Here is a 22,302-nt window from a genome sequence, read left to right as displayed (position 1 = left end):
AGGGAATCCTTAGAGTCCACACCACCTAGGCGAGGATCCGCAGCGCCGGCTTGGCGAACCTCCTGCCCGATGAGGCGGGCTGCATCAGCATTCGTTTGGAGGCGGCTTGCAGTTGCACGCGCAAGTCGGCGTTGCATTGCTTCATCTGGTTGCGCAATTCGCGGCGGGAGAAGGCGGTGAGCGAGGGGTCCGCGAGTTGCTGCCAGGCCTTGCGCAGCCATTCCTGCAGTTCGCGAATGTTCTGATCCAGAACCTTCTGATCAAACACGTCGGGCTGGGTCATGCCGCCAAATCCCACGAAGCGATCAGTTGCAAAGTAACGCTGATTCGCGTCGCTTCACCTAGCGCAATGTTGCGCAGGCGCGTTTGCCGCAGGGGAGATCGAAGGCTGCAGGCGTGTTCGTGCCCGCGTCAGCGAGCGTCGCTGGGCCCGGTGCGCAGCAAATCCAGCGCGACCGGCAGCGCGAGGAACAGCGCTGCGAGCATCGAGAGATGACGCGTCCGCGCGGCGGTCAGTCCGAGATCGTATTGGGCGAGATAGGCCAGCATGATCGCGATGTAGGCGGCGACGCAGATTGCGACGGCGATGCTTCCGAAATCGGTCTTGCTGTCGGTCTTATCGTCCACGGCGGCACCACGTCGTTACCGGAGCGGTGTAGCGTGGCTCGGCTTCACCAACTATGAGCTGGATCACGAGCGGAGGGGCCACTCCGGCCAAATGGCTTCGTGCGTCACGACGGGCCAACTGGCGGAGGCAAACGTCGCAATCAGCATTCCGCAGCAACGTGGCCGCGGCGACTGAAACTCCAGCCCGGCCTTGGCGACCACCTGCCGCCAGCAAGCGGCCTAGCGGGAAGGGCTGCGTTTCGGCTGGCCTTCGCGCGGAAGCTCGACCGGGATGTGGGGCGCGGTGCTCACCACGCGGGGGCTTCCGTCAGAATGGGTCTGGCCGTTGAGCAATGTCTCGAGCACCAAAAAGAATTTTTCAGAAAGCATGGGCGTAGCCCTCGTCGTCTAATGTCCTTGTGTCGCGGCGCGCCGCGGAAAATTCGATCAACAAAATGCGAGTCGCACCGGCACGGCGATGCTGCGGCGCAATGTCTCTCGCACGCAATCCGGGAGATTACGGCGCCCACGCCGTCAACCGAGGCTTGCGCGAAATAGTTGCCAGCTTCCTAACGATTGCCGGCGCGGCACGTGATGGCGCTCACCGTTCCTTCAAGGATGCACGTTATTGATAGGGGTATGGATCGTGACCAGGACATCGACGAGGGATTTGGATCGGCGCTGCGCCGCAGCTACGGGCGGCTGGCCTGGTGGATCGTCCGATTTAACCGCGTGCTCGAACCGTCGCGCGCGGCCGAACCACCGCGCACCCTATCGCCGCCGCGGCCCGCTGTTCCGCCACGGCGGCCTGTCCCGCCGCGCCCCGAATAGACCTCACCGGAATACCAGCCTCCGCTGTATCGGCCGTGCGGCCGGACTGCTATTCATGCGCCATCCGCGGACCCCTCCGGTCCGCCGTTTTTGACGATGCGGCCGCGCGGCCGCGCAAGCGACGAGGGACGAACGCGATGATTGAGACGGTTGGCATTATCGGCGCCGGGACCATGGGCAACGGCATCGCGCAGGTCTGCGCGGCGGCAGGCCTCGGCGTGACCATGGTTGATATCTCCGACGCGGCGGTGCAGCGCGGCCTGAAGACGGTCGGGAGCAGTCTCGATCGGCTGGTCGCCAAGGAGAAGATGACCGCGGCCGATCGCGACGCGACGCTCGGGCGCATCAATGCGACCACGGACAAGGCCAAGCTCGCCGCCTGCGATCTGGTGATCGAAGCCGCGACTGAGAACGAGGAGCTGAAGGTCAAGATCCTGAAGGATCTCTGTGCGGGGCTGAAGCCGAGCGCGCTGGTCGCAACCAACACCTCGTCGATCTCGATCACCCGCCTTGCGGCCTCGACCGATCGTCCCGACCGCTTCATCGGGATGCATTTCTTCAATCCGGTGCCGGTGATGGCGCTGCTCGAATTGATCCGGGGCCTGCAGACCTCAGACGACACCGTCGCCAAGGCCGAAGGCTTCGCCAAGCGGGTCGGCAAGGTGGCGATCACGGCGAAGAACAGCCCCGGCTTTGCGGTGAACCGCATCCTGTGCCCGATGATCAACGAGGCGATCTTCGCGCTGCAGGAAGGCATTGCCACCGCCGAGGAGATCGATGCCGGCATGAAGCTCGGCTGCAATCATCCGATCGGCCCGCTCGCGCTCGCCGATCTGATCGGGCTCGACACGATGCTGTCGGTGATGGAGGTGTTCTACACCGGCTTCAACGACCCCAAGTACCGGCCGGCGCCGCTGCTGAAGGAGATGGTCGATGCCGGCCATCTCGGCCGCAAGACCGGGCAGGGGTTCTACAGCTACAGCAAGTGAGGCCGGCGCGCGCCTGACCCCGTAATCATCCGGGATGGATCGCGCGGACAAGGTCGCGTAACGACAAGACCTGATCCGCCACGAGGCGGGGGACATCAGAAACGAGGCCCGGTCTCCTAGGCACACCGGGCCTCGTTTTTTTGTGGGATACCGGGCTCAGTTGGCCGATGCGACCGGCGTGACGCCGGTTTCATCGGGATCGGCGCCGAACAGGCCGACGAGGAACTTGTAGTAGTCCGGCATCTTCTCCTTCAGCGTGGCGCGCGTATAGGGTTCGTGCTCGGAATCCTTGCCGGCCAGGAAGATGCTCGCCGTCACCGCGAAGAACTCCTGCTGGTTCTTCAGCGCATAGGCCTCCTTGGCGAACAGCTCCTTCGATTTGGCCTGGCTGAGGAAGCCCTTGATGCCCTTGTTCTCAAAGCCGTTCGGCATCAGCCGCGCGTGATAGGCGTGAAGGAATTCGTGCAGCAGCACCGGCTCCTTCGCGTAACGCATCATGTTCGGACGCATCCTGATGATGCCGATGCCGGAATCGAGCGCAAGCGCGAGCGGATCCGAATTGGTCCATTGCTGCTTGTCGTGATCCCAGATGGTGACGTCGCGGGTCGTGCCGCGGTCCCATTCCGGCGGCGTCAAGCCATAGCAGGCCGCTGCCGCGCCTTCGTCGAGACACGCCATCTCGCTCGCAACGATCGGCACGCGATGGAAGAACTGCAACACCTTCGGGCTGAAGCCCGCGGTTTCCACGACGTCGAGCTGGCGGCGGACCATGTCGGCGATGCTGGTGACGTCCTTGCGGTCGGCGTTCTCGGAGAGATCGAAGACGTAGCCGCGATATTTCTCGACGCTGCTTGGTGCCGCCTCGGACGCCCCCGACATTCGTGGTCCGGCAACGGCCGCTCCGGCCGCAAGTGACAGGATCATTGAAGCAATGAGCGTGCTGCGCATGATTATCCCCCGTGCGACGAGCCCTCTCCGGGTGTCGTCGTCCATTGAGCCGCGCGGGAGACTAGGGCAGCCGCCTTGCGGCGCGCTTAAGTCGTACATTTCAACCGGGCATCTGCGATTAGGCGCCGGTTAACTACATGCGCTGGGATGGCCCGGCGGGCAGCGGGTCTGGAGGCCGCGGGGGCCGATGACCCGTCAGCCGGTCCTCACCGTGCCGCGACCGGGCTTTGAGCCATCGTCACAGCTTCTTGAGGCGGTGCCCGGAAACCTCGCAGATCCTGCCGCCGTACCTAGATCAGCGGCTGGGAGCCGATTGAGCAAGGAAACACGATCATGCGCAGGACGAATTGGGCAATTCTGGCGTTCGCGGCGCTCGGAACGAGCTGGATTGTCGGTTCCGCGTCGCCTGCTGCGGCCGATCCCTATGAGTATCCCTGGTGCATCCAGGGCCGGCAGGAGGGATATCCCGGCTATTGCGGCTACCAGACCTATCAGCAGTGCCAGGCATCCGCATCGGGCCGCGACGCCTATTGCGGCATCAATCCGCGCGTTGCCTTCAGCCAGCAGCGGTTGGCGCCGCGGGCGTTCCGCTGAGCGGTGCAAGGAGGTCGGGCCAAGCGACCGTCGGGCACGATGGTTGCATAGCTGACGGTCGGATCATTTTTTCTGCCTTGGAGCGAATATGGGCGAGATCATCAGGTTCATCTCGAAGTCCGAACGCGAGCGTGCGCGTCTGATCCGCGAGGCGCGTGCGAACTATGAGCGCATTTTTCCATCGGCCGATCCGGCTGATGCGCAGGGCGCCGCAGACGAGGGCAGCGGCAGCGAGGCGTCGTCGAAGCCGTAGCGCGCCGGTATTGCGCGCAAGGGGAGGCGGAGCGGCGATGTGGCAGCGTTTGTGGCAGTCTTGGACGATCGACAAGCCGGCCGCGCTTGGCGATTGGCTGTGGCAGATCCTGGTCGTTGAGCTCGCCGCCTTGCTCGATCGGCTGACGTTGCGGAAGCTGATCGCGCTGATCCCGGTTGCGATCGTGATCGGCGCCTATTGGCACCGGATTCCGCTTCCTCCCGAGCTGATGCTGGTCGGCGATGTGCTGGCCTATATCGACATCTTCTCGATGATCTTCCTGATCGGCTTCTTTACCCGGGTTGCGACGGTTGTGGCGGTCGTCAGACAGGCTATCGGTCGCGTCCGCGGCGTGATGCAGCATGTGCCGATGGCGCTGCACAGGTTTGGCGTTCGTCACCGTCGCGCCAAGGACAGCACGCGCCGCAGGCGGCTCACGCATGCGAAGACAGATGACGATGGCGCCGCCGGCATGGCAGGCCTGGCTTGGGCCTAGTCCGACGCGATGTGGCGGCGACGAACGCGATCGCGGCGCCTATCGCGGCTGCCCGGCCTGCTGATCGCCGTCATCCGCCTTCGGCCGGGCCGGGCCGTGCGCGGACGCGCTGTCCTGGCTCCGCCGGTGCGAACTGGAGAGGTCGGTCGCGCCGTGCTGGGATCGATGAAACGCGATACCCATCTGGAAACTCCAGACGCCGAACAGCAGCGCGCCTGCCACACAGGCCGCCACGAAAGCCCAATCGCGTTTCCTCATCGGTCCAACAAAGCCAATTCGATACCGCACCAACCGCGTGTGTTCCGAGGCTCGCCAAGCGAGCCCGCCGCATTGTGAGACGATTGCACGCGCTTGTCGATCCGCGCGGCTCACCCTCGCATCGGTCACGGAGCGGTGATCATCAAATCATGCGTCCAGAAACACTCCGACCAGATTGCGCGTCCCCCGCAACAAACTTGCCAAACTTTCACTAGGGCGCTGGCGCACTGAGTTCGAAAATGTAAGGACCCGATCGGACGATTCGCGAATGACCGAACTTGAGGAGCTCAGATATTTCGAGCATCAGTGCCTGGAGATGGCGGAGCAATCCACGCTGCCGGATGCCCGCCGCGCGCTCCAGATCCTGGCGCGCAACTACGCCGCCGCGGCCGAAATCGTCGAACGGCGCGCGCAATCCGCCAACACCGCGCTCGCGCAGCTGTTTCGATGCTTGAGGCTGTGACCGGTTGAGGGCGTGACGAGGGCACCGGTCACGACGACCGATCCCGATGGCGCGGATGCGGTCTGCGCCTAAAGCCGCCGGCTTCAGGACCTTTCGGTCCACCGTCGTCGGCATCGAGATGCTTGAACACATCGGGCGACGCTGCCATCAGATTGCGCGATCTCGGCGGCGTGGCGCCGTCGGCAGTCGGAAGGCGAGGTGCTGCGATGTTCTCGCTGACTTTTCTGGGAACGTCGGCAAGCGTGCCGTCTCCCGAGCGCAATCACCCGGGCATTCTCGTCGAGGCAGCCGGCAGTCGTATTCTGGTCGATTGCGGCGAGGGAACGCAGCGCCAGCTGCTGCGGAGCGGCGCCGTCTTTCGACGGCTTGATCACCTGCTGCTGACCCACGGGCATTTCGATCATGTGCTCGGCATCCCCGGGCTGTTTTCGACCCTCCGGTTGCGGCAAAGTTCGGATGCGATGACGATTCATGCCGGGCCAGGCACGCTCGATGTCGTCGTCCGGATGCTGGCAGGCCTGTGGGGCGAGGGCAGAGCGCCGATCCCGCTTGATCTGGTGCCGTTGAGCGAGGGGCGAGTCCTCGACGCCGGCGAATTCACCGTCGATTGCTTTCCCGTCCGCCACCGGGATACGGACAGCTTCGCCTTCACCTTTCAGAGCGCGATACGCCGGCATCTCCTCCCGGACCGGCTTCTGGCGCTGCGCGTGCCTGATGGGCCGGTTCGCCGGGAGCTGGCGGAGGGGCGGCAGGCGAAGCTGGACGATGGTCGCACCATCGATCCGGAGCAGGTGCTTGGCCCGGCCCAGGGGCGAAAGAAGCTCGTCATTGTCGGTGATGCTGAAACAACCGAGGGGCTGGCTGAACACGTCAGGGACGCCGACGTGCTGGTGATCGAAGCGACGTTTCTCGAGCGCGACGCGGCCATCGCGCGCGACTACGGGCATTTGACGGCCAGCGAAGCCGCCGCGCTCGCAGCGCGGAGCGGGGTCAAGCAACTCGTCCTCACGCACATCTCCGGCCGCTATCCGGACGAGGACATTCTGGCGGAGGCGACGAGGACTTTCCCGAACAGCAGGATAGCCATCGACTTCGACCGCATCGCTATCTGAGTGCGCGCCGCACGAACAACGTTTCATTAACCCGACTCACGCAACGTCGTCCCAGGCCGTCTGGATGGGCCGCTAGCAGAAGGCCGCCACGAGTGACTACGTGGCGGCTTTTTGCGTCCCACAGTGCCAAGGGAGACGACCGATGGACTACGGCGCCTTCACCGACGCCAGCCTGAAGATGATGTACGAAGCCGTCCGCGGTGCGCTCAGAGCCGACGACGAATTCGAGGCAGCCGGCGAAGAGCCAAAATTCCGCGTCCGCGCGACGCCCGAGTGGAAACGGCATGCCGGCAGCCTCGAGGCCGAGATGCTGAAGCGAGGGATGCAGCTCGATATCATCGACTGGACAGGCGGTCAGGGCGAACTGCCGTTATCTTGACGGCCGAACTCCAGCAGCGTTCCGAATGTTCGCTCCGAATTTGTGCGCTGAACGGCGCGCTTGCGCCGTCATGCGTCGCGCTCCCCCTCGGCGCGGGGGTAAACTTTGTGAGGGGGGCGGTTTTCGTTGTGCCTTGAGCTGTTCCCCGATCGTTCCCTCCCAACGGCGACGCTGGCCCGCTCAGAACGTCCCGTGGCCAAAGCTGAATTCCGCAAGGGCCTAATTGCTCCACCGATGCGCCGCCATTTCGCCGCGCCTCGTTCGCTTTGCCCAACTCTGTTCATATACCTTACGAGGTAACACAGATGTCATCTGTTCGCGGTTTGTGTCGCCACCGATCGGGGTATTCGATCCAGCTCTGCCTACGGCTCGGGCTCAAGGGCGTCCGTCAAGGCCTGCTTTATGTGTTCGGCCTGTTCCTTCGTCAGCTTCTCGGCGAAGTGGCCGTCTTTCTTCAACTGCGCTGGTCCCTTGAGCTCTCGATCATAAACCATCCAGTCGGTGCTTCCTCTCCGAACGACAAACCTTGACTGTAGGGGCGCTGCGTATCTCAACGATACCTCCCAATGAATCCAGCTGCTCGTCTCCAAAAGACACATCCGGCGACAGCTTGTTCCTGAACCGGGACACTGAAATTTCCTGCGCCACCTAAAGAGCAAGGCTCATGCCGGAATACACGCGCCTCCGACCGGTCCGGAGAACCGCAGGCAGGCTCGACGCAAGCGACGCCGAACGTGATGACTGCGACAGGGAGAGCAACGAGCCGTTGGCGTCCGAATGCGTCTGGTCCGAGCATTGGGATTGCAGTTCTGACCGTCCCGAAAAATTACGCCGCCGGGCCCGAAATGAGTTGTCCCGGCGGCGCCCTGTTCTTCCAGCCTCTGGGCCCTGAAATCCCCAGCGCCGAAAACCTACTAAAGATCACGCCGAACAAGTGTGGCTTGGTTCACACAAAATTAAGAACAAGAGCCGGCGCCAGGGCCCGGGCCGGCTTCCAAACACCACGAGAGCGATGTCACTGCCACACGGAAATTTCGCGAATGTTTGGGAGGGGACTACTTGGCTCAAATGGTTTCAGCGGCCCGAGACATCGGTGACATCTCGTACCGGACACATGGGTACACTTTCCGCTGTTGTTCTGCGGGAGGTGTGGATGCCGTGGAAAGCGAGTTCGGTGATGGAAGAGCGCCGTCGCTTTGTCGCCTGTCTTCTGGACGAGGAGGCCATGGCGGACGTCTGCCGGGAGTGATGCTGTGTTCCGCGTGTCCTACGATATTCCAGCAGGTGGCCCGTAGGCATCGTGATCAGCGATTACGCTGCAACTTCCGTCCTCTCGAAAAAACAGGCCATTGCCTGCGACTTCCTTCCACCAACCCCGGCCAATCCGCGATCGACGCATACTCACCACGCCAAAGCGCCACGCGCTCATATCACCTTGGAATGGCTGCTCGGAGAACAAATCTTGATATCCCGGCACAGGCCAGGTGTGATCCAGCACATCCCACTCCGTGAGATTGCCTTCAAGCCAAGCATCGAAATGATCCCTGATTTTCGTTCCTGGAGGATTCGGAAACAGAGCATTGATGTAGGCTGTTCCGTCCGCATCCAACCTCGTGGGAAGAGCCTCGACGACCCTCCGCAGAAGCTCAGTGCCTTCTATTCCACCGCTCCAAAAATTATCGCTCGCCTTGGCGGCCGTGTCCGGTGCGTAAGGAGGATTACATACCAGCAGATCACATGTCCCGTCGATCGAATCGAAGAGATCGCTTGCAACAAAATCGATGTTGCTCTTTTCGTTTAGCGCTGCATTGAAGTTGGAGAATGCGATGGCGCGTGGACTGACGTCTGCGCCCACTACTGTCGCAGAATGGTCGCTTGCCAGAATAGCGTGCACTCCGGAGCCTGTTCCGAGATCAATGGCGCGCCTGCGGGGAATCCTCTTCACAAAGCCGCCGAGCATAAAGCTCTCTCCCCACAACCACAATGACTTGGTTGATTGCGGTATTCTTCTCTGCCTGATCGGTGACCAGGTATTTCCCATAGCATGGAAACAAACAGAAGTTCGACTGCAACACGTCGCCGTTTTTTCAGCCAATCTCATTTCGAGCGCCGCATCGACAAAGAACGACGAAATCTGCTTCGCGATAACGTCTGCGCTCACCTGCTGGCCATCGATGAAGAGCGTAATGAGATTGTCGATCGGATCGCTCTTCCGAGGAGTCCAGGACATTCGCATTCTTTGCCAGAAATTGACGCCGAGGCGAGGAAGGACCTCAAGACGTTCGGCACAGCTTGCGAGGTCGTAACCGCAACTTCGGAGCTCCTTGACGAAACGGCTCATGCGTTCACGCCGTGCCGGGATTATCGGCAACGGAACTTCCCTGGAAATTGTCGGCAGGAGCGCTCTTGTCCCGTCCTCGCGCTCGAACGGCAGGGAGTCGGCCGGACCGCTCTTCAGCGTCTCCGCCTGCCGAAACCAGGCGAGCAGTTCTTGCTTTCCGTCGGCCAGTGTCGCGCGCAACTCTGCGTCAAGCGCGCCAGCGGGGGCGCTGCACTTCAGGCGGTCCCCTTCGACCCATACTCTGACGTTCCGGTCGCGGAGAACCGATAGAAGCGTGGCCGTTTCCATTTGAGATCGTCCTCGGGTGCTCCCAAACTTCTTTCGGCACCTGGTCAATCATCCGCATGGCGAGAACACCCGACGCCGTCCGCTTGAAATGCATGCGGGTAGCGCCGGCCTAGCCCCAGGAAGGAAGTGCAAATTCCCGATGGATATTGGCGCGTGCGAAACGCCAAGGTCTCGTGGCCTTAGCCCACTAGATGAGGTACTCCGGATGTATGGGACCGCCCAGGCGAGCAGGTCTTTCCCAGGCTGGAGCATCCGCGCGAACGTTCCGCTCGCGTGGGCCGCCTGGATCGCCTCGAATGCTCTCGCGTGCTCCATCAAGCGTCGGGCGGCTTTGCCTGCACCGCAAGCGGATCAACATCGCCACCGTGCTGGCCGGCCAACAACTCGGCATCAAGGAAGTCGATGACGGCATTTGGCTCGTCAGCTTCATGCACGATGATTTGGGATACTTCGACCTGGAGCAGAAACCCTGCAACCCCGCGACAACCCGTTCGGCACAGCACGGCCATCGCCTGGCGCCGCGGCAGCTGCATTGAGAAGATCGAGAAACGGCACGGCCTGGACACCATGCAGGTCGCCGGATGGGTCGCCAGCATCATGCGGGCGGACAAGCCGGCCAAGGTCAACATCGACGTCGGTGGCCTCGGCGCCGGCACCTATGATCGGTTGGTGGAGCAGGGGTATGGCGGTGAACAGCGCAACTTCGGATCGAAGCCGATCGAACCGCCGCCGCTGGATGACAGCGGCAAGGCCTCTGGTGGTCCGGCAAACCGTCGTGCCGGAGATGTGGTCGAACCTCAAGAAAGCGCTGTCAGGATCTCACTTCTCGCTGCCGGACAGCGACAGCCTGCAGGCCGACCTGACGGGGCCCGGCTACAAGTACACCAGCGACGGCCGGCTGGTGCTGGAGAGCAAGGACGAGATGAAGAAGCGGGGTATGCCGAGCCCGGATGAGGGGGACGCCGTGGCGCTGTGCTTCTCGGAGCCGAATGGGTCGCCCTATGTGCGGGCGACCGGGTTCAATCGGGTGATCGAGTATCCGGACGTGGGTATGCCTAGACAGCTACCGTTATCATCCTACCATTGGTCGAAAGTATAGTTCCCTGCAACTCGCCCTTGCGGATCAGCCCTCGCCGACTTACTAACCTCAGCAACACTGCAGAGATCTATTGAAATAAATCTGGGGGCGCAGTTGGGCGTCGCGCATGCCCTGCAAAGGGTAGTGGATCCGTCTCGGCGGCTTGTCGAGCGGACACACCCGGCCGATCATAGATCATCCCATGCAACTCAATATCGTGCAGATATTGATGGTCTTCGAGCGTTCGCCGTATTTTCGGTGATCCTCTACCATGCATTCCCTGGTGTCATTCCCGGCGGCTACATTGGCGTTGACGTCTTCTTTGTCATCTCCGGCTATCTCATCTCCTCAATCCTTTTTGCCGAATTGAACGAAAATCGTTTCTCGATCGTGTCGTTCTATGAGCGACGCGTTAGACGCATCTTCCCCGCTCTTAGCGTATGCTTGGCGGCTGTCCTGGCATATGGCTTCATTTGCTTGACACCCGCTGAGCTCGCGCAACTTGGCAAGCATGTATTCCTCGGCGCCGGATTCCTTTCCAATATCGGCTTGTGGCTCGAGAGCGGATACTTCGATGCTGCGGCGACGTCGAAACCATTGCTGCATTTTTGGTCGCTAGGCATTGAAGAGCAATTCTATCTCGTCTGGCCCGCGTTCTTGTGGCTGGCCTTCAGATGGAAGGTCAATTTCGGCCGCGCACTTCTGGCGTTATTTGCGATTTCTTTCGCCATCAACGTCGTTCTGTCGGCGGCGAGCCAGGCTGATGCTTTCTATTTGCCTGTATCGAGGTTTTGGGAGCTGATGGCGGGCGCGGCGCTTGCATGGCTCGGACCGATCGCTCTCCCGCGCGCCGCAAGGTCGTCGGCGTCAATTGCCGGATTTGCTGCGCTTTGCTTCTCAATTGTGATGTTCACGCAGGGCATCGCCTTCCCGGGCTGGTATGCGCTCCTGCCCGTAGCAGGAGCCGCGGCACTAATCTTGGCCGGCCCCGACGCCCCATTGAACCGAAAGGTGTTGGCGCATCACGCAGCTGTTGGAATCGGACTGATCAGCTATCCACTTTATCTTTGGCACTGGCCTCTGATTTCCTACGCCTACATTCTCCGCCTTGGGAAACCGCCTACACCTCTGCTCGGGCTGGCGCTGCTTGCGGTCAGTTTTTTGTTGGCTTGGATGACATATCGATTTGTCGAGCAGCCGGTTCGGTTTGGGGTTCGGCGACATCAGCGCACGTGGATTGCCGCTATCTGCTTGGCAGCGATCGGAGCCAGCGGCTTAATCGCCTGGGCTGCCGGCGGTTTCCCTGACCGTTTCTCGGCGTTTCCCGAAGTAGACATCCGAAAAATCGGCAGCGCCAAGCTGGATGCAGAATTTAATCCGACGACAGGGATGGACGTTATTGACACCGGGTGGGTCAAGATCGCGCATCTCGGTCATGGAGATAAGAAGGTCGCCCTTGCTGGTGACAGCCTGATCTTCCACTTCGGCCCGCGTGTTCAAGAGCTATCCGATGAACAACGCCTGCACGCGAACACGTTCTTCGTAGTCGGTCCTAGGTGTCCGCCAGTTCCCGCCGTTGCACAGCAGGATAAGTTCGCTCGGTGCGCATCGCTGACCGACGATTTGATGGCTTTGGTAAAGAGGGAGACGGTGCAGACCGTTGTATTAGGAGGCGCATGGAGCGGCTACAGCGAGCCAGGAATGTCGGTGCATCGGAACGGTAAGGACCTTCCTCTGGCTTCCCCAGCCGGCAAGGATGCCTTTTTCGATAACCTCGAGGACTATATCAGGGCGCTGCAGTCCGCCGGCGCGCATGTCTACTTGGTGCTCGGCCTGCCGATACATCAGCGCTTTGATCCCGGAAAGATGGCGACCCGGAGTTTCGCCGGCATTCATTTCTCACCGGAGGTCGGTAGATCAGTTCCGATAGCAGAGCTCCGATCGAGCCAGGTAAGTTCGGACGAGCATCTGCGCAGGATCAGTGAGCGGACCGGAGCTGGTATCCTCGATGCCTTCCCAGACATCTGCGGCACAAGTGAGGGATGCTCGCCGTTTTTTGGAGATCGCGAACCCAAGTTCTCAGATTTCACGCACCTGAGGCCGATCTTCGTCCGCCAGCATCTCCGATTTCTTGATTCTCTGTTGGAGTGAGCGCTAGTCCGTGCTGCATGTCAATGCGATGGTTTCACGCTTAGCTGCGCCGCCGCTTCTAGCGCGGCGCCAAGTGTGGAGTCAGCCAGACCGATCGCCGACTCTACGACCTAAGCCATGCCGCTCAACGTGCAGGTTTCGTCGAACTTCGGGTTCAACAGTCACGGTTCAGCTAGGCGGCCCAAGGGGTAGATTGTAAACTTTTCGCCAAGATTGTGAACTTTTACCGAGTATACTAATCTGTTAAAGTATTGGATTTGCTGGAATTTTTGGTGAGCGCGGAGGGACTCGAACCCTCGACCCCATGATTAAAAGTCACGTGCTCTACCGCCTGAGCTACGCGCTCACTCACCTGAACATTAGATCCGGACGCCAGCGGTGAACCGCTCCGGATCGTGCTCCAGCCAGCGCTGTGTAGGGGGCAGGGCCCATCGGGTCAATAGCCGAGGGGCGGTCAATTGTGCACCGCTGCGCCGGATTTGCCGTTCCTGCGCCTGTGCTTAGGGCCGCTTCTTGAAGTTGGCTCAGTTGTCGCGGCGGATTTCCGAGCCGACCGGCTGCGACGGGGCGGCGACCGAGGGCAGGCTGACCGGGCGCAACCCGATCAGTTCCGCGGTGCGGATCGCGCTGTTGCGCCAGAATGCGAACTCGTTGATCCGCGAATTTTCCAGGATCGCGATGGAGACCGCCGCCAGGAATGGCAGGCTCTGCAACACCAGGACGCCGGCGAAGATGTAGATCTCGCGCACCTGCTTGTAGCCGTTGGTGACGACAAGCACGACGGCGCCGATCAGCAGCAACACGCCGATCACGGCTTCCCAGAACGCCTGGAACTCGATCGACATCCGCGACAGGCCGCCCTTGGAGGTGCGGGCGAACGCAAGATGCTCGGTGATCAGGCCCTGCGCCACCGCGCGCGACACCGTCCACTGCACGCTCATCGCCGCGATCATGGCCCCTAACATCTGGCCTGCCTTGATGTTCACGCGCAGCCGGTAGAGCGCGACGAAATGCACCAGCGAGACGATGAAGGAGGCGATGATCGGCAGCGTCAGAATCTTGTCGGGGATCGCGATGTCGGCGAAGGCGACGATCGGCACCCAGATCAGATTGAGGATCGCAACCACGACGCCGAGGCTTTCGGCGCCGAGCCAGTTGAGCCAGCCCAGCGAGAACTCGCGGCGCTGATCGGGCGTCAGCCGGCTGGCGCCGGGCAGGAAGCGCCGCCAGTGCTTCTTGACGATCTGGAAGCCGCCATAGGCCCAGCGATGGCGCTGCTTCTTGAAGGCCTCGTAGGTGTCGGGCAGCAGGCCTTCGCCGTAACGCACATTGGTGTAGTGCGTGAGCCAGCCCTGCTGCTGGATCGAGAGGCCGAGATCGGTGTCCTCGCAGATCGTGTCAGAGGACCAGCCGCCGGCCTTGTCCATCGCGGCGCGGCGGATCAGGCACATCGTGCCGTGCACGATGATGGCGTTGAACTCGTTGCGCTGGACCATGCCGATGTCGAAGAACCCGGCATATTCGCCGTTCATGATGTAGTGCATCAGCGAGCGATCGCCGTCGCGATGCTCCTGCGGCGCCTGCACGAGACCGACGCGCGGATCGGCGAATGCCGGCACGAGATCCTTCAGCCAGTCCGGATGCACGACGTAGTCGGCATCGATGATGCCGATGATCTCGGCATCCGCCGCGGTGCGGTCCATCGCGATGCGCAGCGCACCGGCCTTGAAGCCCTGCACCTTCTCGGCATTGATGAACTTGAAGCGCTCGCCGAGCAGCCGGCAGTGATCCTGGATCGGCCGCCAGAAGTCGGGATCGGGCGTGTTGTTGATGATGCAGACGCACTCGAAGTTCGGATAGTCGAGCCGCGACACCGCATCGAGCGTCTGCTTCAGCATCTCGACCGGCTCGAAATAGGCCGGGATGTGGATCGAGACCTTCGGAAACTTGACGTTCTCGCCGATCGTGGCGGGCGCGAGCGGCGCGCTCTTGCCGATCAGCCGGCGCGGGCCGCGGCCGAACGCCACCGCCGCGATCTCCTCGATCCGCGCCATCGCGATCAGCACCAGCGGAACCAGCAGCACCAGGCCGAGGCTGAGCGCGAAGGCCGAGCCCCAGACGAAATAGTGCGTCGTCCAGTACGAGAACACGGTCGCGACCCAGGCGCCGACGCCGTTGGCGGCCGCCGACAAGAGTAGCGCCTGCATCACGGTCGGCTGGTCCAGCCGCAGGATCGGCAGCGACATGAACAGGCCGACCAGGACGGCGACCAGCGCGATCTTCCAGTAGTTCGGATCGGTGACCGGACCGGTCCAGGCGAACTTTGGCTCGCGGTCGGCATTGAGGATGCCCCAGTAGGGTCCGACGCCGCCTTCGAAGAACTTCCAGGGCTGATCGATCGCCTCGACGATGTTGTAGTCCATGCCGATGGCTTCGGCGCGGGTGACGAAGTTGCGCAGCACGGTGGCCTGCTGGAACGGGCCGGGAACGGCGCTGCGCAGATTGTAGCCCTGGCTCGGCCAGCCGAATTCGGCAATCAGGATGCGTTTGCCGGGGAAGGAGTCGCGCAACAAATTGTAGCGGTCGACCGCCTGGTCCACCGCCTGCTTGTCGGTGAAGTTTTCCCAGTAGGGCAGCACGTGCGCGGCGACGAAGTCGGACGAGTTGGCGAGCTGCGGATGGTCGCGCCAGATGTTCCAGATTTCACCGGTCGTGACGGGGACGTTGACCGACTTCTTGACCCGCTGGATCACCTTGATCAGCCGGTGCACGTTGTTTTCGGCGACTGCCCACTTGATCGCTTCAGCGCGCTTGCTCAAGCCGCTGCTGCCGTTTTCATCCGGCTGCATTTCCGCGTCGTGAAGACGCTGCGCTTCCTCGCGAAGAATCCTCTCGGACTCCTCGGGCGGCACGCCGATCTCCGGAACCGAGCCGAGGTTTTCCAGCGGCACCTGCTCGCCGCGGAACACGGTTTCGTTGCCGACTACAATGCCGATGACGTTGCTGTTGCGCTTGGCCAGGTTGATCGCGGCTTCGATCTCACGGTTGTTGCGGTTGGCGTCCTTGTCGATCCACGCGCCAACCGTGACCTTCATGCCGAACTCGGCGGCGACCGGCGGCACCAGCTCGTTGCCTTCCGTCGACGAATAGAGGCGGACCGCTTTGGTGAGCGTGGACAGTTTTCGCAGGTCGGTGCGCACCTTCTCGGTGTCGGCGGCAACGTCTGCGACGGTGTGGCCTGACTCGAACGGAGCGTAGGACAGACTCGGCAGCGTGCCACGGAAATCGGGCGCCGACTGCTTCTCCTGGAAGAGACCCCACAGGGCGGCGTGGGCGGCGGTGACAAGCAACAGGACGGCGACGACGGCGCGCATCGCGGTTAAACCATACGGGGCCTGAGATTGAGGACTAAGCGAACCCGTCCCCTGGGTTCGACCAACACGACAGCGGAGGGAAAGATATCTCCGCCATCCGATTTAACAACTGGTGTGCCGCGATGGCGTTTTAAGGGCGCAAGCCGTTCCAGCCGCGAAAAAATCGCGGCCGGACCCCGGTCACGGGATATGGCTATTTCGACGCCGGCGCAGGTGACGCCGACGGGGTCGGTGCAGGCGAGGGCGAGGCTGCCGGTGCCGGTGCGGCGGTGCCGGCCGTCGCCGGCGCCGGGGTGGGAGCAGCGGCGGCGGCCGCGGCCTGGGGCTGCGCGCCCGGATTGATCCAGCAGGCGTGGATGCGGCCGTCGAGGCTGCCGCGGACCTTGTCGTCGATCTGGGCGCCGAACCGGGTCAGGCAGCGGAACGCCGCCTGGACGTGGCCGCCGGGGCAGCCGAACCGGTCGTAGAGGTCGAGATGGCGGAACGCGGTATCGAGGTCGTCGTTCCACATCAAGCGGACGACGCGGCGGCCGAGCCAGACGCATTCCGGGTTGCCGGCCGGGCCGTTGATGGCCTGCTGGGCCTCGACGAACTCCTCGACCTTGCGCTGGTTGGCTTCCCGTGCGGCATTTGCGTTGGCGTCGGGCTGTCCAGGCTGCTGTTTCGCCTGATCCGGCGGATTCGGCGTGCCGCTCTGGGCGAACGCGCCGCCGGCCCCAATGAGGAGCGCAAGGCCCGTGACAAGGCCCGTTACGGCAAGATGGCGCAAAGTAGTGTTCTTCAACTCAAGCAGCCGTCGACGCATGTATTCCCCGATAATGTTCCTGCCCCCGCGGGATCATCCTAACGGCTCGCGTGATGCCGTCCAAATAGGTCTCCAGTGCGGCGGAGACTCTGGCGAAATCTGATGACTGGAATTTGGTATTTTGTCCAGCAAACTCACAACTTTATCGACCCAGCGCAAAACTGTCGCAGGACAACCATGGTATTGACCTAATCCCGCTCTTGGCAGATGGGCTGTGACCGGCTAATTCGACGGTCCCCCGGAGGATGGAACCGATTTCGCTTCGTACGCCGCTGGCGCTTCTCCTGATCTCGCTCGCCGTGATTGCATCCGTGTGGTGGTGGCTCGCCACGCCGATTACGCTCGTGCGCGCGCCGATCGATCCCGCTGCAAAGCTGCAATGCGTGTCCTATACGCCGTTCCGCGGCGCGCAGACGCCGCTGGATCCCACCACGCAGATTCCAGTCGAGCAGATCGAGCAGGATCTGACCGATCTCGCCAAGGTCACCGACTGCGTGCGCACCTATTCGATCGAGAACGGCCTCGACCAGGTCCCCGGCGTTGCGGCCAAGGTCGGGCTGAAGGTGATGCAAGGCATCTGGCTCAGCAGCAACCGCTTCAAGAATTTGCAGCAGATCGCGATCGCGGTGCGGCTCGCCAAGGAGTATCCCGGCGTCGTCACCTCGCTGATCGTCGGCAACGAGGTGCTGCTGCGCGGCGAGATGACCGCCACCGATCTTGCCGGCAACATCCGCGCAGTGAAGGCGGCGGCGGGCAATCTTCCCGTCACCTATGCCGACGTCTGGGAATACTGGGTGAAGAACCGCGAGATTTATGACGCGGTCGATTTCGTCACCATTCACATCCTGCCGTATTGGGAGGACATCCCGGTCAAGGCGAAGTACGCCGCGGCGCATGTCGACGATATCCGCAAGCGGATGGCGGTGACATTCCCGGGCAAGGAGATCCTGATCGGCGAGACCGGCTGGCCGAGCCAGGGGCGGATGCGGGAGGGCGCATTGCCGTCGCGCACCAACCAGGCGCGGGTGGTGTCCGAGATCCTCGACCTCGCCAAGCGCGAGGGCTTTCGGGTCAACCTGATCGAGGCCTACGACCAGCCCTGGAAGCGCAAGCTCGAGGGCACCGTCGGCGGCAATTGGGGCCTGTTCGATTCGGTCAAGCGGCAGGTGAAATATCCGCCCGGCGTTGCTATCACGAACTATCCGGACTGGAAGCTGCAGATGGCGGGCGGCATGGCGCTGTCCGTCGCCACATTCCTCGCGGCCTGGCTGACGCTGCGCCGCCGGCCCTGGACGCCGCGGCCGTCGGCCTGGATCGCGGTCGCCATTTCGGCGACGACGGCGGGGGCGCTGCTCGGGATTGCCGGCGACAAGATGTATTACGAGAGCTACGGCGTCGGCGGCTGGCTGCATTGGGGCGTGCTGCTCGCAGCGGGCATTGCCGCGCCGCTGCTGACGGCGCACGCGCTGATCGCCGGGCGGTCGCTGCCGACCTTCCTGGAACTGGTCGGGCCGCGCGACTATCGCGGCAAGGGCGTGATCGGCGCGGCGCTGGCGATTGTGCTGATCATCACCACGGTGATTGCTGCCGAAACCGCGCTCGGCTTTACCTTCGATCCGCGCTACCGCGATTTCCCGTATGCCTCGCTGACCATGGCGGTGGTGCCATTCGCGCTCCTGACCATGCTCAACCGTCCGAAGGAAGGCATCCGGCCGCTCGCGGAATCCGTATTCGCCGGCCTGCTGGTGATCGCCGCCGGCTACACGATCTACAACGAGGGCACGATCAACTGGCAGTCGGACTGGACCTGCGTGATGTACCTCTTGCTCGCCGCTACGCTGTGGCGGGCGCGGGCCGCGCAAAACCCAGGATGAACAGCCCGATCGCGAGCCCCGACAGCACGACGTTGTAGAGCACGATCCCGAGCCCCGCAGCGATCAAGCCGACAGTGAGCAGCACGATCGACGGCCGCGTCAGGTTGAGCACCGCGATTACCAGCGCGGTGATCCCGAACACCGAGTTCTTGAACAGTACGGTCGACAGCGCGCGAGCCTTGCAGAGCATGGTCTGCGCGCCGGCGTCGCAGGCCAGCGCAACGGGAGAGAACTCGATTGCCAGATAGCGCACGTAGAGCGCGTAGCCGACGGTGACGAAGCCCACGACCATCAGGAACTGGACCTGATAGGGGGAGAGGCGGAACGGAGGTTTTGTCATCGCGGCACTATGGTCGGGATCGGGTTGCGGGACAAGTTCGGTCGGAGCATCGAAATCGGTTGAAAATCCGGCCACAATCCCTTGGCTCACATGATTATTGGCTGTTCCGCCGGAATATCGAGGAGATCGTGGTCGGCTCCGGCTTCTTGTCCTCGGCGACCGGCTGCTGCTGCTGCGGCGGCGGCGCGACGGCGCGCTTCGGCACGGCCCGGCGATGCGACGGCGCCGGCTTGGCTCCGGCGGCCGGCTCGATGAGGGCCAGTCGCTGGCCGTCATAGATCGCCGTCTCGCAGGTCCGCTGCACCAGGTTGAGGCCCGCGCAGATCCTGGCTGCGGTGCCGGCGTCGTTCAGCGGTCCGGCCACCAGGCGCAACTGCATGCCGAGCCCGTTGCTGTTCTCCTTGATCACGATGATCGGCCGCAGCGCCGCCAGCGGCGCGTTGGCCTTCGACTTCAACAGGCCGCGCCACAGCGCGCGCAGTCCATTGACCGAATTGGCCGTGCCGAGATCGACGCCGAACTCGGTGCGGTGGATCTGTGCCTGCGGCGCATCGTCCTCGGCGTCCGGATCCGCTGTGATCACCAGCGGAGGGATCGGTGCGGCGGTGACATCGCTGGCGGTCGGCGGCCTGACCGTTTCGGTTGCCTTGTTCGCTGCGGGATCGAGCGATGCCAGGACCGGCTTGTCGGCAAGCGACTTGTCCGCGACCGGCGCCGGCGCAGCGGGTGCATCCTCGGCGCCGGCCGCGGCGGCGCTCATTGGACTTGCGATCGATGCGGCCGTGGCGGAATTCGGCGGCGAATTGTCGGAGGCTGGCGGCTTCTCCGCGGCGGCCTGCGGCTTGGCGGGCGCGGACGCCGGTTTCTTGTCGGCCGTTGCCGGCTTTTCGGCCGCCGCAACCGGCTTCTCGATCGGCCCAGTCGCCTTGCTGTCGCCGGCTGTGGGCAGCTTGTCGATCGCCGCCGGCTTGTCCAATGCGACCGTCGGCATCGTTGCGACGGCGGCAACGGTGGGCGCGGAGGCGGCGGGCGACGAACTGGCGGTTGCGGGGGAGGTACCGGGCGCTGCCAAGGGCGATGGTGCCGGCGGCTGCCTGACGATCGCGCCGGTCACGGAGTCGAGGCCCTGCTCCAGCGTGGTGACGCGCGAATACAGCCGATCGCGGTCGCCGTTGAGCGTATCGATCGCAGACGCCAGCCGGCGCGTCTCGTTGTGGCTCTCCTTCGCCAGCGTCTGCAACTGCTGGGCCTGTCGCGCGAGGTCCGCTGCGGCAACTTGGTCGCGCCGCAGCGTCAACGCCGACTGGTTGGCCATCACCGCGACGGTGACGGCGCCGACCGCGGCAACGCCCCACGAGCCGAGCCGCCACAGCATGCGGCGATCCAGAGCATCCTCCTCGGCCAAAAAGCCGGTGGTGCTCTCGGTGTCGAATTCCGCCGCCAGATTGTCGCGATCTTTGGCCAAAGCCCGCTTGGCCCTCCTCAAGGCCCGCCGAATCACGAGGCAAAGATTAACAGGAAATGGACCGGGAACTTGAATCCGGAGCGCCACGGAGGCGAATCGGTTTCTTCTGCCGGGGAAAACAATTAAAGACGGCCTCGAAGACAGCTTTGCGCAGCGAACTGCGCGCGACATCGAGGATTGCGAATGACTGCGCGAACGAGCCTGACAGTGGTGCTTGCGGCCGGTGAGGGCACGCGGATGCGCTCGTCGCTGCCGAAGGTGCTGCACCCCGTGGCCGGGCAGCCGCTGCTGGCGCATGTGCTCAACGCCGCGGCCTCCGGCGAGGGGTCGCAGCTGGCGGTCGTGATCGGCCCGGACCACGAGGCGGTCGCCAACGAGGTGCGTCGGGTGCGGCCCGACGCACAGACCTTCGTGCAGCGCGAGCGGCTCGGCACCGCGCATGCGGTGCTGGCGGCGCGCGAGGCGATCGCCCGCAGCGCCGACGACCTCCTGATCGCATTCGGCGACACGCCGCTGATCTCGGCCGAGACCTTTGCCCGTATGCGCGCACCGCTGCGCGACGGCGCGGCGCTTGCGGTGCTCGGCTTCCATGCCGCCGACCCGACCGGCTACGGCCGCCTGGTGGTCGAGAACGGCAAGCTGGTCGCGATCCGCGAGCAGGCCGATGCAAGTGCCGAAGAGCGCAAGATCACGCTGTGCAATGCCGGCGTGATGGCGTTCGACGGCAAGAAGGCGCTCGCGATCATCGAGAAGATCGGCAATGCCAATGCCAAGGGCGAATATTATCTGACCGATGCCGTCGGCATTGTCAGGGAACTCGGACTGGAGGCCGTCGTGATCGAGACCAGCGAAGACGAAGTGCGCGGCATCAACACCAAGGCGCAGCTCGCCGAGGCCGAGGCCGTGATGCAGGCGCGGCTGCGCAACCAGGCGCTCGAGGCCGGCGTGACCCTGATCGCACCGGAGACGGTCTATCTCGCCGCCGACACCAAATTCGGCAAGGACGTCACGATCGAGCCGTTCGTGGTGATCGGACCCGGCGTCTCGATCGACGACGGCGCCGTGATCCATTCCTTCTCGCACATCACGCAAGCTACGATCGGCAAGAAGGTGGAACTCGGACCCTACGCGCGGCTGCGGCCCGGCACCTCGCTCGGCGATGGCGTGAAGATCGGCAATTTCGTCGAGACGAAGGGTTCGAGGCTGGAGGCCGGCGTCAAGGTCAACCATCTCTCCTATGTCGGCGACGCCCATGTCGGTGCCAATTCCAACCTCGGCGCCGGCACCATCACCTGCAACTATGACGGCTTCCTCAAGCACAAGACGCTGATCGGCGAGGGCGCCTTCATCGGCACCAATACGTCGCTGGTCGCGCCGGTCACGATCGGCAAGGGCGCCTATATCGGTTCGGGCTCCGTGATCACCAAGGATGTTCCCGACGATGCGATGGCGCTCGAGCGCAGCGAGCAGTCCATCCGCGAAGGCGGCGCCGCGCGCTACCGCACGGCGAAGCTGAAGGAGAAGGCTGCGAAGGGGAAGTGATCTTCTCGCGACATATTTGCGAGCCTGTCTCGACCATAAGGTGTCGTCCCGGCGAAAGCCGGGACCCATGCTCCGCGGCGGAAGTTGGGGACAGGACTCGTCGTTCCGGCATCGT

General features: G+C 63.2%; 23 protein-coding genes, 1 tRNA gene and 1 pseudogene. 14 read left to right on the top strand and 11 right to left on the bottom strand.

Features of this window, described 5'->3' with window-relative positions; genetic code table 11:
• Nucleotides 1-25: 25 nt before the first annotated feature.
• The 3 genes from ACVWZM_RS41365 to ACVWZM_RS41355 all read right to left on the bottom strand — a co-directional run bounded on the left by ACVWZM_RS41365 (nucleotide 26) and on the right by ACVWZM_RS41355 (nucleotide 996).
• A complete protein-coding gene (locus ACVWZM_RS41365; protein WP_057018491.1) occupies nucleotides 26-283 on the bottom strand; it encodes a hypothetical protein in 258 nt (85 codons plus the stop codon).
• Nucleotides 284-411: 128 nt separating this feature from the next.
• A complete protein-coding gene (locus ACVWZM_RS41360) occupies nucleotides 412-627 on the bottom strand; it encodes a hypothetical protein (RefSeq protein WP_057018490.1) in 216 nt (71 codons plus the stop codon).
• Nucleotides 628-846: 219 nt separating this feature from the next.
• Complete coding sequence (locus ACVWZM_RS41355; protein WP_167350391.1) at nucleotides 847-996, bottom strand: hypothetical protein; 150 nt, start codon at nucleotides 994-996, stop codon at nucleotides 847-849.
• Nucleotides 997-1,245: 249 nt separating this feature from the next.
• Here ACVWZM_RS41355 and ACVWZM_RS41350 point away from each other — a divergent pair, with 249 nt between their 5' ends.
• Both ACVWZM_RS41350 and ACVWZM_RS41345 read left to right on the top strand, forming a co-directional pair.
• Nucleotides 1,246-1,437 carry a hypothetical protein gene (locus tag ACVWZM_RS41350; RefSeq protein WP_141340402.1) on the top strand — a complete coding sequence of 64 codons (192 nt, stop codon included), beginning with the start codon at nucleotides 1,246-1,248 and terminating at the stop codon, nucleotides 1,435-1,437.
• A 137-nt stretch (nucleotides 1,438-1,574) separates the two neighbouring features.
• Nucleotides 1,575-2,426 carry a 3-hydroxybutyryl-CoA dehydrogenase gene (locus tag ACVWZM_RS41345; RefSeq protein WP_456784925.1) on the top strand — a complete coding sequence of 284 codons (852 nt, stop codon included), beginning with the start codon at nucleotides 1,575-1,577 and terminating at the stop codon, nucleotides 2,424-2,426.
• Between the two features lie 156 nt (nucleotides 2,427-2,582).
• Here ACVWZM_RS41345 and ACVWZM_RS41340 read toward each other — a convergent pair whose 3' ends face one another.
• Nucleotides 2,583-3,374 carry a hypothetical protein gene (locus tag ACVWZM_RS41340; RefSeq protein ID WP_057018488.1) on the bottom strand — a complete coding sequence of 264 codons (792 nt, stop codon included), beginning with the start codon at nucleotides 3,372-3,374 and terminating at the stop codon, nucleotides 2,583-2,585.
• 333 nt (nucleotides 3,375-3,707) lie between these two features.
• Here ACVWZM_RS41340 and ACVWZM_RS41335 point away from each other — a divergent pair, with 333 nt between their 5' ends.
• The 3 genes from ACVWZM_RS41335 to ACVWZM_RS41325 all read left to right on the top strand — a co-directional run bounded on the left by ACVWZM_RS41335 (nucleotide 3,708) and on the right by ACVWZM_RS41325 (nucleotide 4,717).
• Nucleotides 3,708-3,968, top strand: coding sequence for a DUF3551 domain-containing protein (locus ACVWZM_RS41335; protein WP_057018487.1), 261 nt, complete (start codon nucleotides 3,708-3,710; stop codon nucleotides 3,966-3,968).
• Between the two features lie 88 nt (nucleotides 3,969-4,056).
• Nucleotides 4,057-4,221, top strand: coding sequence for a hypothetical protein (locus ACVWZM_RS41330; protein ID WP_016846117.1), 165 nt, complete (start codon nucleotides 4,057-4,059; stop codon nucleotides 4,219-4,221).
• 37 nt (nucleotides 4,222-4,258) lie between these two features.
• Nucleotides 4,259-4,717, top strand: coding sequence for a hypothetical protein (locus tag ACVWZM_RS41325; RefSeq protein WP_456784926.1), 459 nt, complete (start codon nucleotides 4,259-4,261; stop codon nucleotides 4,715-4,717).
• A 39-nt stretch (nucleotides 4,718-4,756) separates the two neighbouring features.
• Here ACVWZM_RS41325 and ACVWZM_RS41320 read toward each other — a convergent pair whose 3' ends face one another.
• Entirely contained in the window at nucleotides 4,757-4,975 is a 219-nt protein-coding gene (locus ACVWZM_RS41320) for a hypothetical protein (RefSeq protein WP_057018485.1), read from the bottom strand.
• Between the two features lie 268 nt (nucleotides 4,976-5,243).
• Here ACVWZM_RS41320 and ACVWZM_RS41315 point away from each other — a divergent pair, with 268 nt between their 5' ends.
• The 4 genes from ACVWZM_RS41315 (at nucleotide 5,244) to ACVWZM_RS41300 (ending at nucleotide 7,459) form a co-directional block, all read left to right on the top strand.
• Nucleotides 5,244-5,438 (top strand): hypothetical protein, encoded by a 195-nt coding sequence (locus ACVWZM_RS41315; protein ID WP_016846119.1) that lies wholly within the window; start codon nucleotides 5,244-5,246, stop codon nucleotides 5,436-5,438.
• Nucleotides 5,439-5,644: 206 nt separating this feature from the next.
• Nucleotides 5,645-6,550 (top strand): ribonuclease Z, encoded by a 906-nt coding sequence (locus tag ACVWZM_RS41310; RefSeq protein ID WP_456856136.1) that lies wholly within the window; start codon nucleotides 5,645-5,647, stop codon nucleotides 6,548-6,550.
• Nucleotides 6,551-6,692: 142 nt separating this feature from the next.
• A complete protein-coding gene (locus tag ACVWZM_RS41305) occupies nucleotides 6,693-6,929 on the top strand; it encodes a hypothetical protein (protein WP_057018484.1) in 237 nt (78 codons plus the stop codon).
• A 305-nt stretch (nucleotides 6,930-7,234) separates the two neighbouring features.
• A complete protein-coding gene (locus ACVWZM_RS41300) occupies nucleotides 7,235-7,459 on the top strand; it encodes a hypothetical protein (protein ID WP_158074204.1) in 225 nt (74 codons plus the stop codon).
• A 737-nt stretch (nucleotides 7,460-8,196) separates the two neighbouring features.
• On the opposite strand, the gene ACVWZM_RS41295 is transcribed toward ACVWZM_RS41300, so the two are convergent.
• Complete coding sequence (locus tag ACVWZM_RS41295; RefSeq protein ID WP_057018482.1) at nucleotides 8,197-9,558, bottom strand: TubC N-terminal docking domain-related protein; 1,362 nt, start codon at nucleotides 9,556-9,558, stop codon at nucleotides 8,197-8,199.
• A gap of 314 nt (nucleotides 9,559-9,872) precedes the next feature.
• On the opposite strand from ACVWZM_RS41295, the pseudogene ACVWZM_RS41290 reads away from it, so the two are divergent.
• From ACVWZM_RS41290 to ACVWZM_RS41280, 3 genes and pseudogenes are all read left to right on the top strand, one after another.
• Nucleotides 9,873-10,057: pseudogene (locus tag ACVWZM_RS41290) on the top strand (hypothetical protein); the annotation flags it as partial.
• Between the two features lie 183 nt (nucleotides 10,058-10,240).
• Nucleotides 10,241-10,657 (top strand): hypothetical protein, encoded by a 417-nt coding sequence (locus ACVWZM_RS41285; RefSeq protein ID WP_456856883.1) that lies wholly within the window; start codon nucleotides 10,241-10,243, stop codon nucleotides 10,655-10,657.
• A gap of 93 nt (nucleotides 10,658-10,750) precedes the next feature.
• Nucleotides 10,751-12,787, top strand: a complete 2,037-nt coding sequence (locus tag ACVWZM_RS41280; protein ID WP_199805295.1) for an acyltransferase family protein — start codon at nucleotides 10,751-10,753, stop codon at nucleotides 12,785-12,787.
• 270 nt (nucleotides 12,788-13,057) lie between these two features.
• Here ACVWZM_RS41280 and ACVWZM_RS41275 read toward each other — a convergent pair.
• From ACVWZM_RS41275 to ACVWZM_RS41265, 3 genes are all read right to left on the bottom strand, one after another.
• Nucleotides 13,058-13,133, bottom strand: a tRNA-Lys gene (locus tag ACVWZM_RS41275).
• 178 nt (nucleotides 13,134-13,311) lie between these two features.
• Nucleotides 13,312-16,161, bottom strand: coding sequence for a glycosyltransferase (locus ACVWZM_RS41270; protein WP_076828919.1), 2,850 nt, complete (start codon nucleotides 16,159-16,161; stop codon nucleotides 13,312-13,314).
• Between the two features lie 193 nt (nucleotides 16,162-16,354).
• Nucleotides 16,355-16,966, bottom strand: coding sequence for a hypothetical protein (locus tag ACVWZM_RS41265; RefSeq protein ID WP_057018479.1), 612 nt, complete (start codon nucleotides 16,964-16,966; stop codon nucleotides 16,355-16,357).
• 245 nt (nucleotides 16,967-17,211) lie between these two features.
• Between ACVWZM_RS41265 and ACVWZM_RS41260 the strand changes: the two genes are divergently transcribed.
• On the top strand, nucleotides 17,212-18,840 hold the full coding sequence (locus tag ACVWZM_RS41260; RefSeq protein WP_168856347.1) for a glycoside hydrolase family 17 protein: 1,629 nt from the start codon (nucleotides 17,212-17,214) through the stop codon (nucleotides 18,838-18,840).
• Here the strand turns inward: ACVWZM_RS41260 and ACVWZM_RS41255 are convergent.
• Together ACVWZM_RS41255 and ACVWZM_RS41250 are read right to left on the bottom strand one after the other, a co-directional pair.
• Entirely contained in the window at nucleotides 18,800-19,180 is a 381-nt protein-coding gene (locus tag ACVWZM_RS41255; RefSeq protein WP_016844836.1) for a hypothetical protein, read from the bottom strand. The genes ACVWZM_RS41260 and ACVWZM_RS41255 overlap by 41 nt on opposite strands.
• Before the next feature lie 94 nt (nucleotides 19,181-19,274).
• Nucleotides 19,275-20,645, bottom strand: coding sequence for a hypothetical protein (locus ACVWZM_RS41250; protein ID WP_456856134.1), 1,371 nt, complete (start codon nucleotides 20,643-20,645; stop codon nucleotides 19,275-19,277).
• A 183-nt stretch (nucleotides 20,646-20,828) separates the two neighbouring features.
• Between ACVWZM_RS41250 and glmU the strand changes: the two genes are divergently transcribed.
• The gene (glmU, locus tag ACVWZM_RS41245) at nucleotides 20,829-22,187 is read left to right on the top strand and encodes a bifunctional UDP-N-acetylglucosamine diphosphorylase/glucosamine-1-phosphate N-acetyltransferase GlmU (protein ID WP_456856132.1); all 1,359 of its coding nucleotides are present in this window, start codon (nucleotides 20,829-20,831) and stop codon (nucleotides 22,185-22,187) included.
• Nucleotides 22,188-22,302: the final 115 nt, after the last annotated feature.

It is taken from the genome of Bradyrhizobium sp. USDA 4501 (assembly GCF_054062115.1).
The sequence above is the reverse complement of the archived record's forward strand: the minus strand, read 5'-3'. Positions and strand labels throughout refer to the sequence as shown.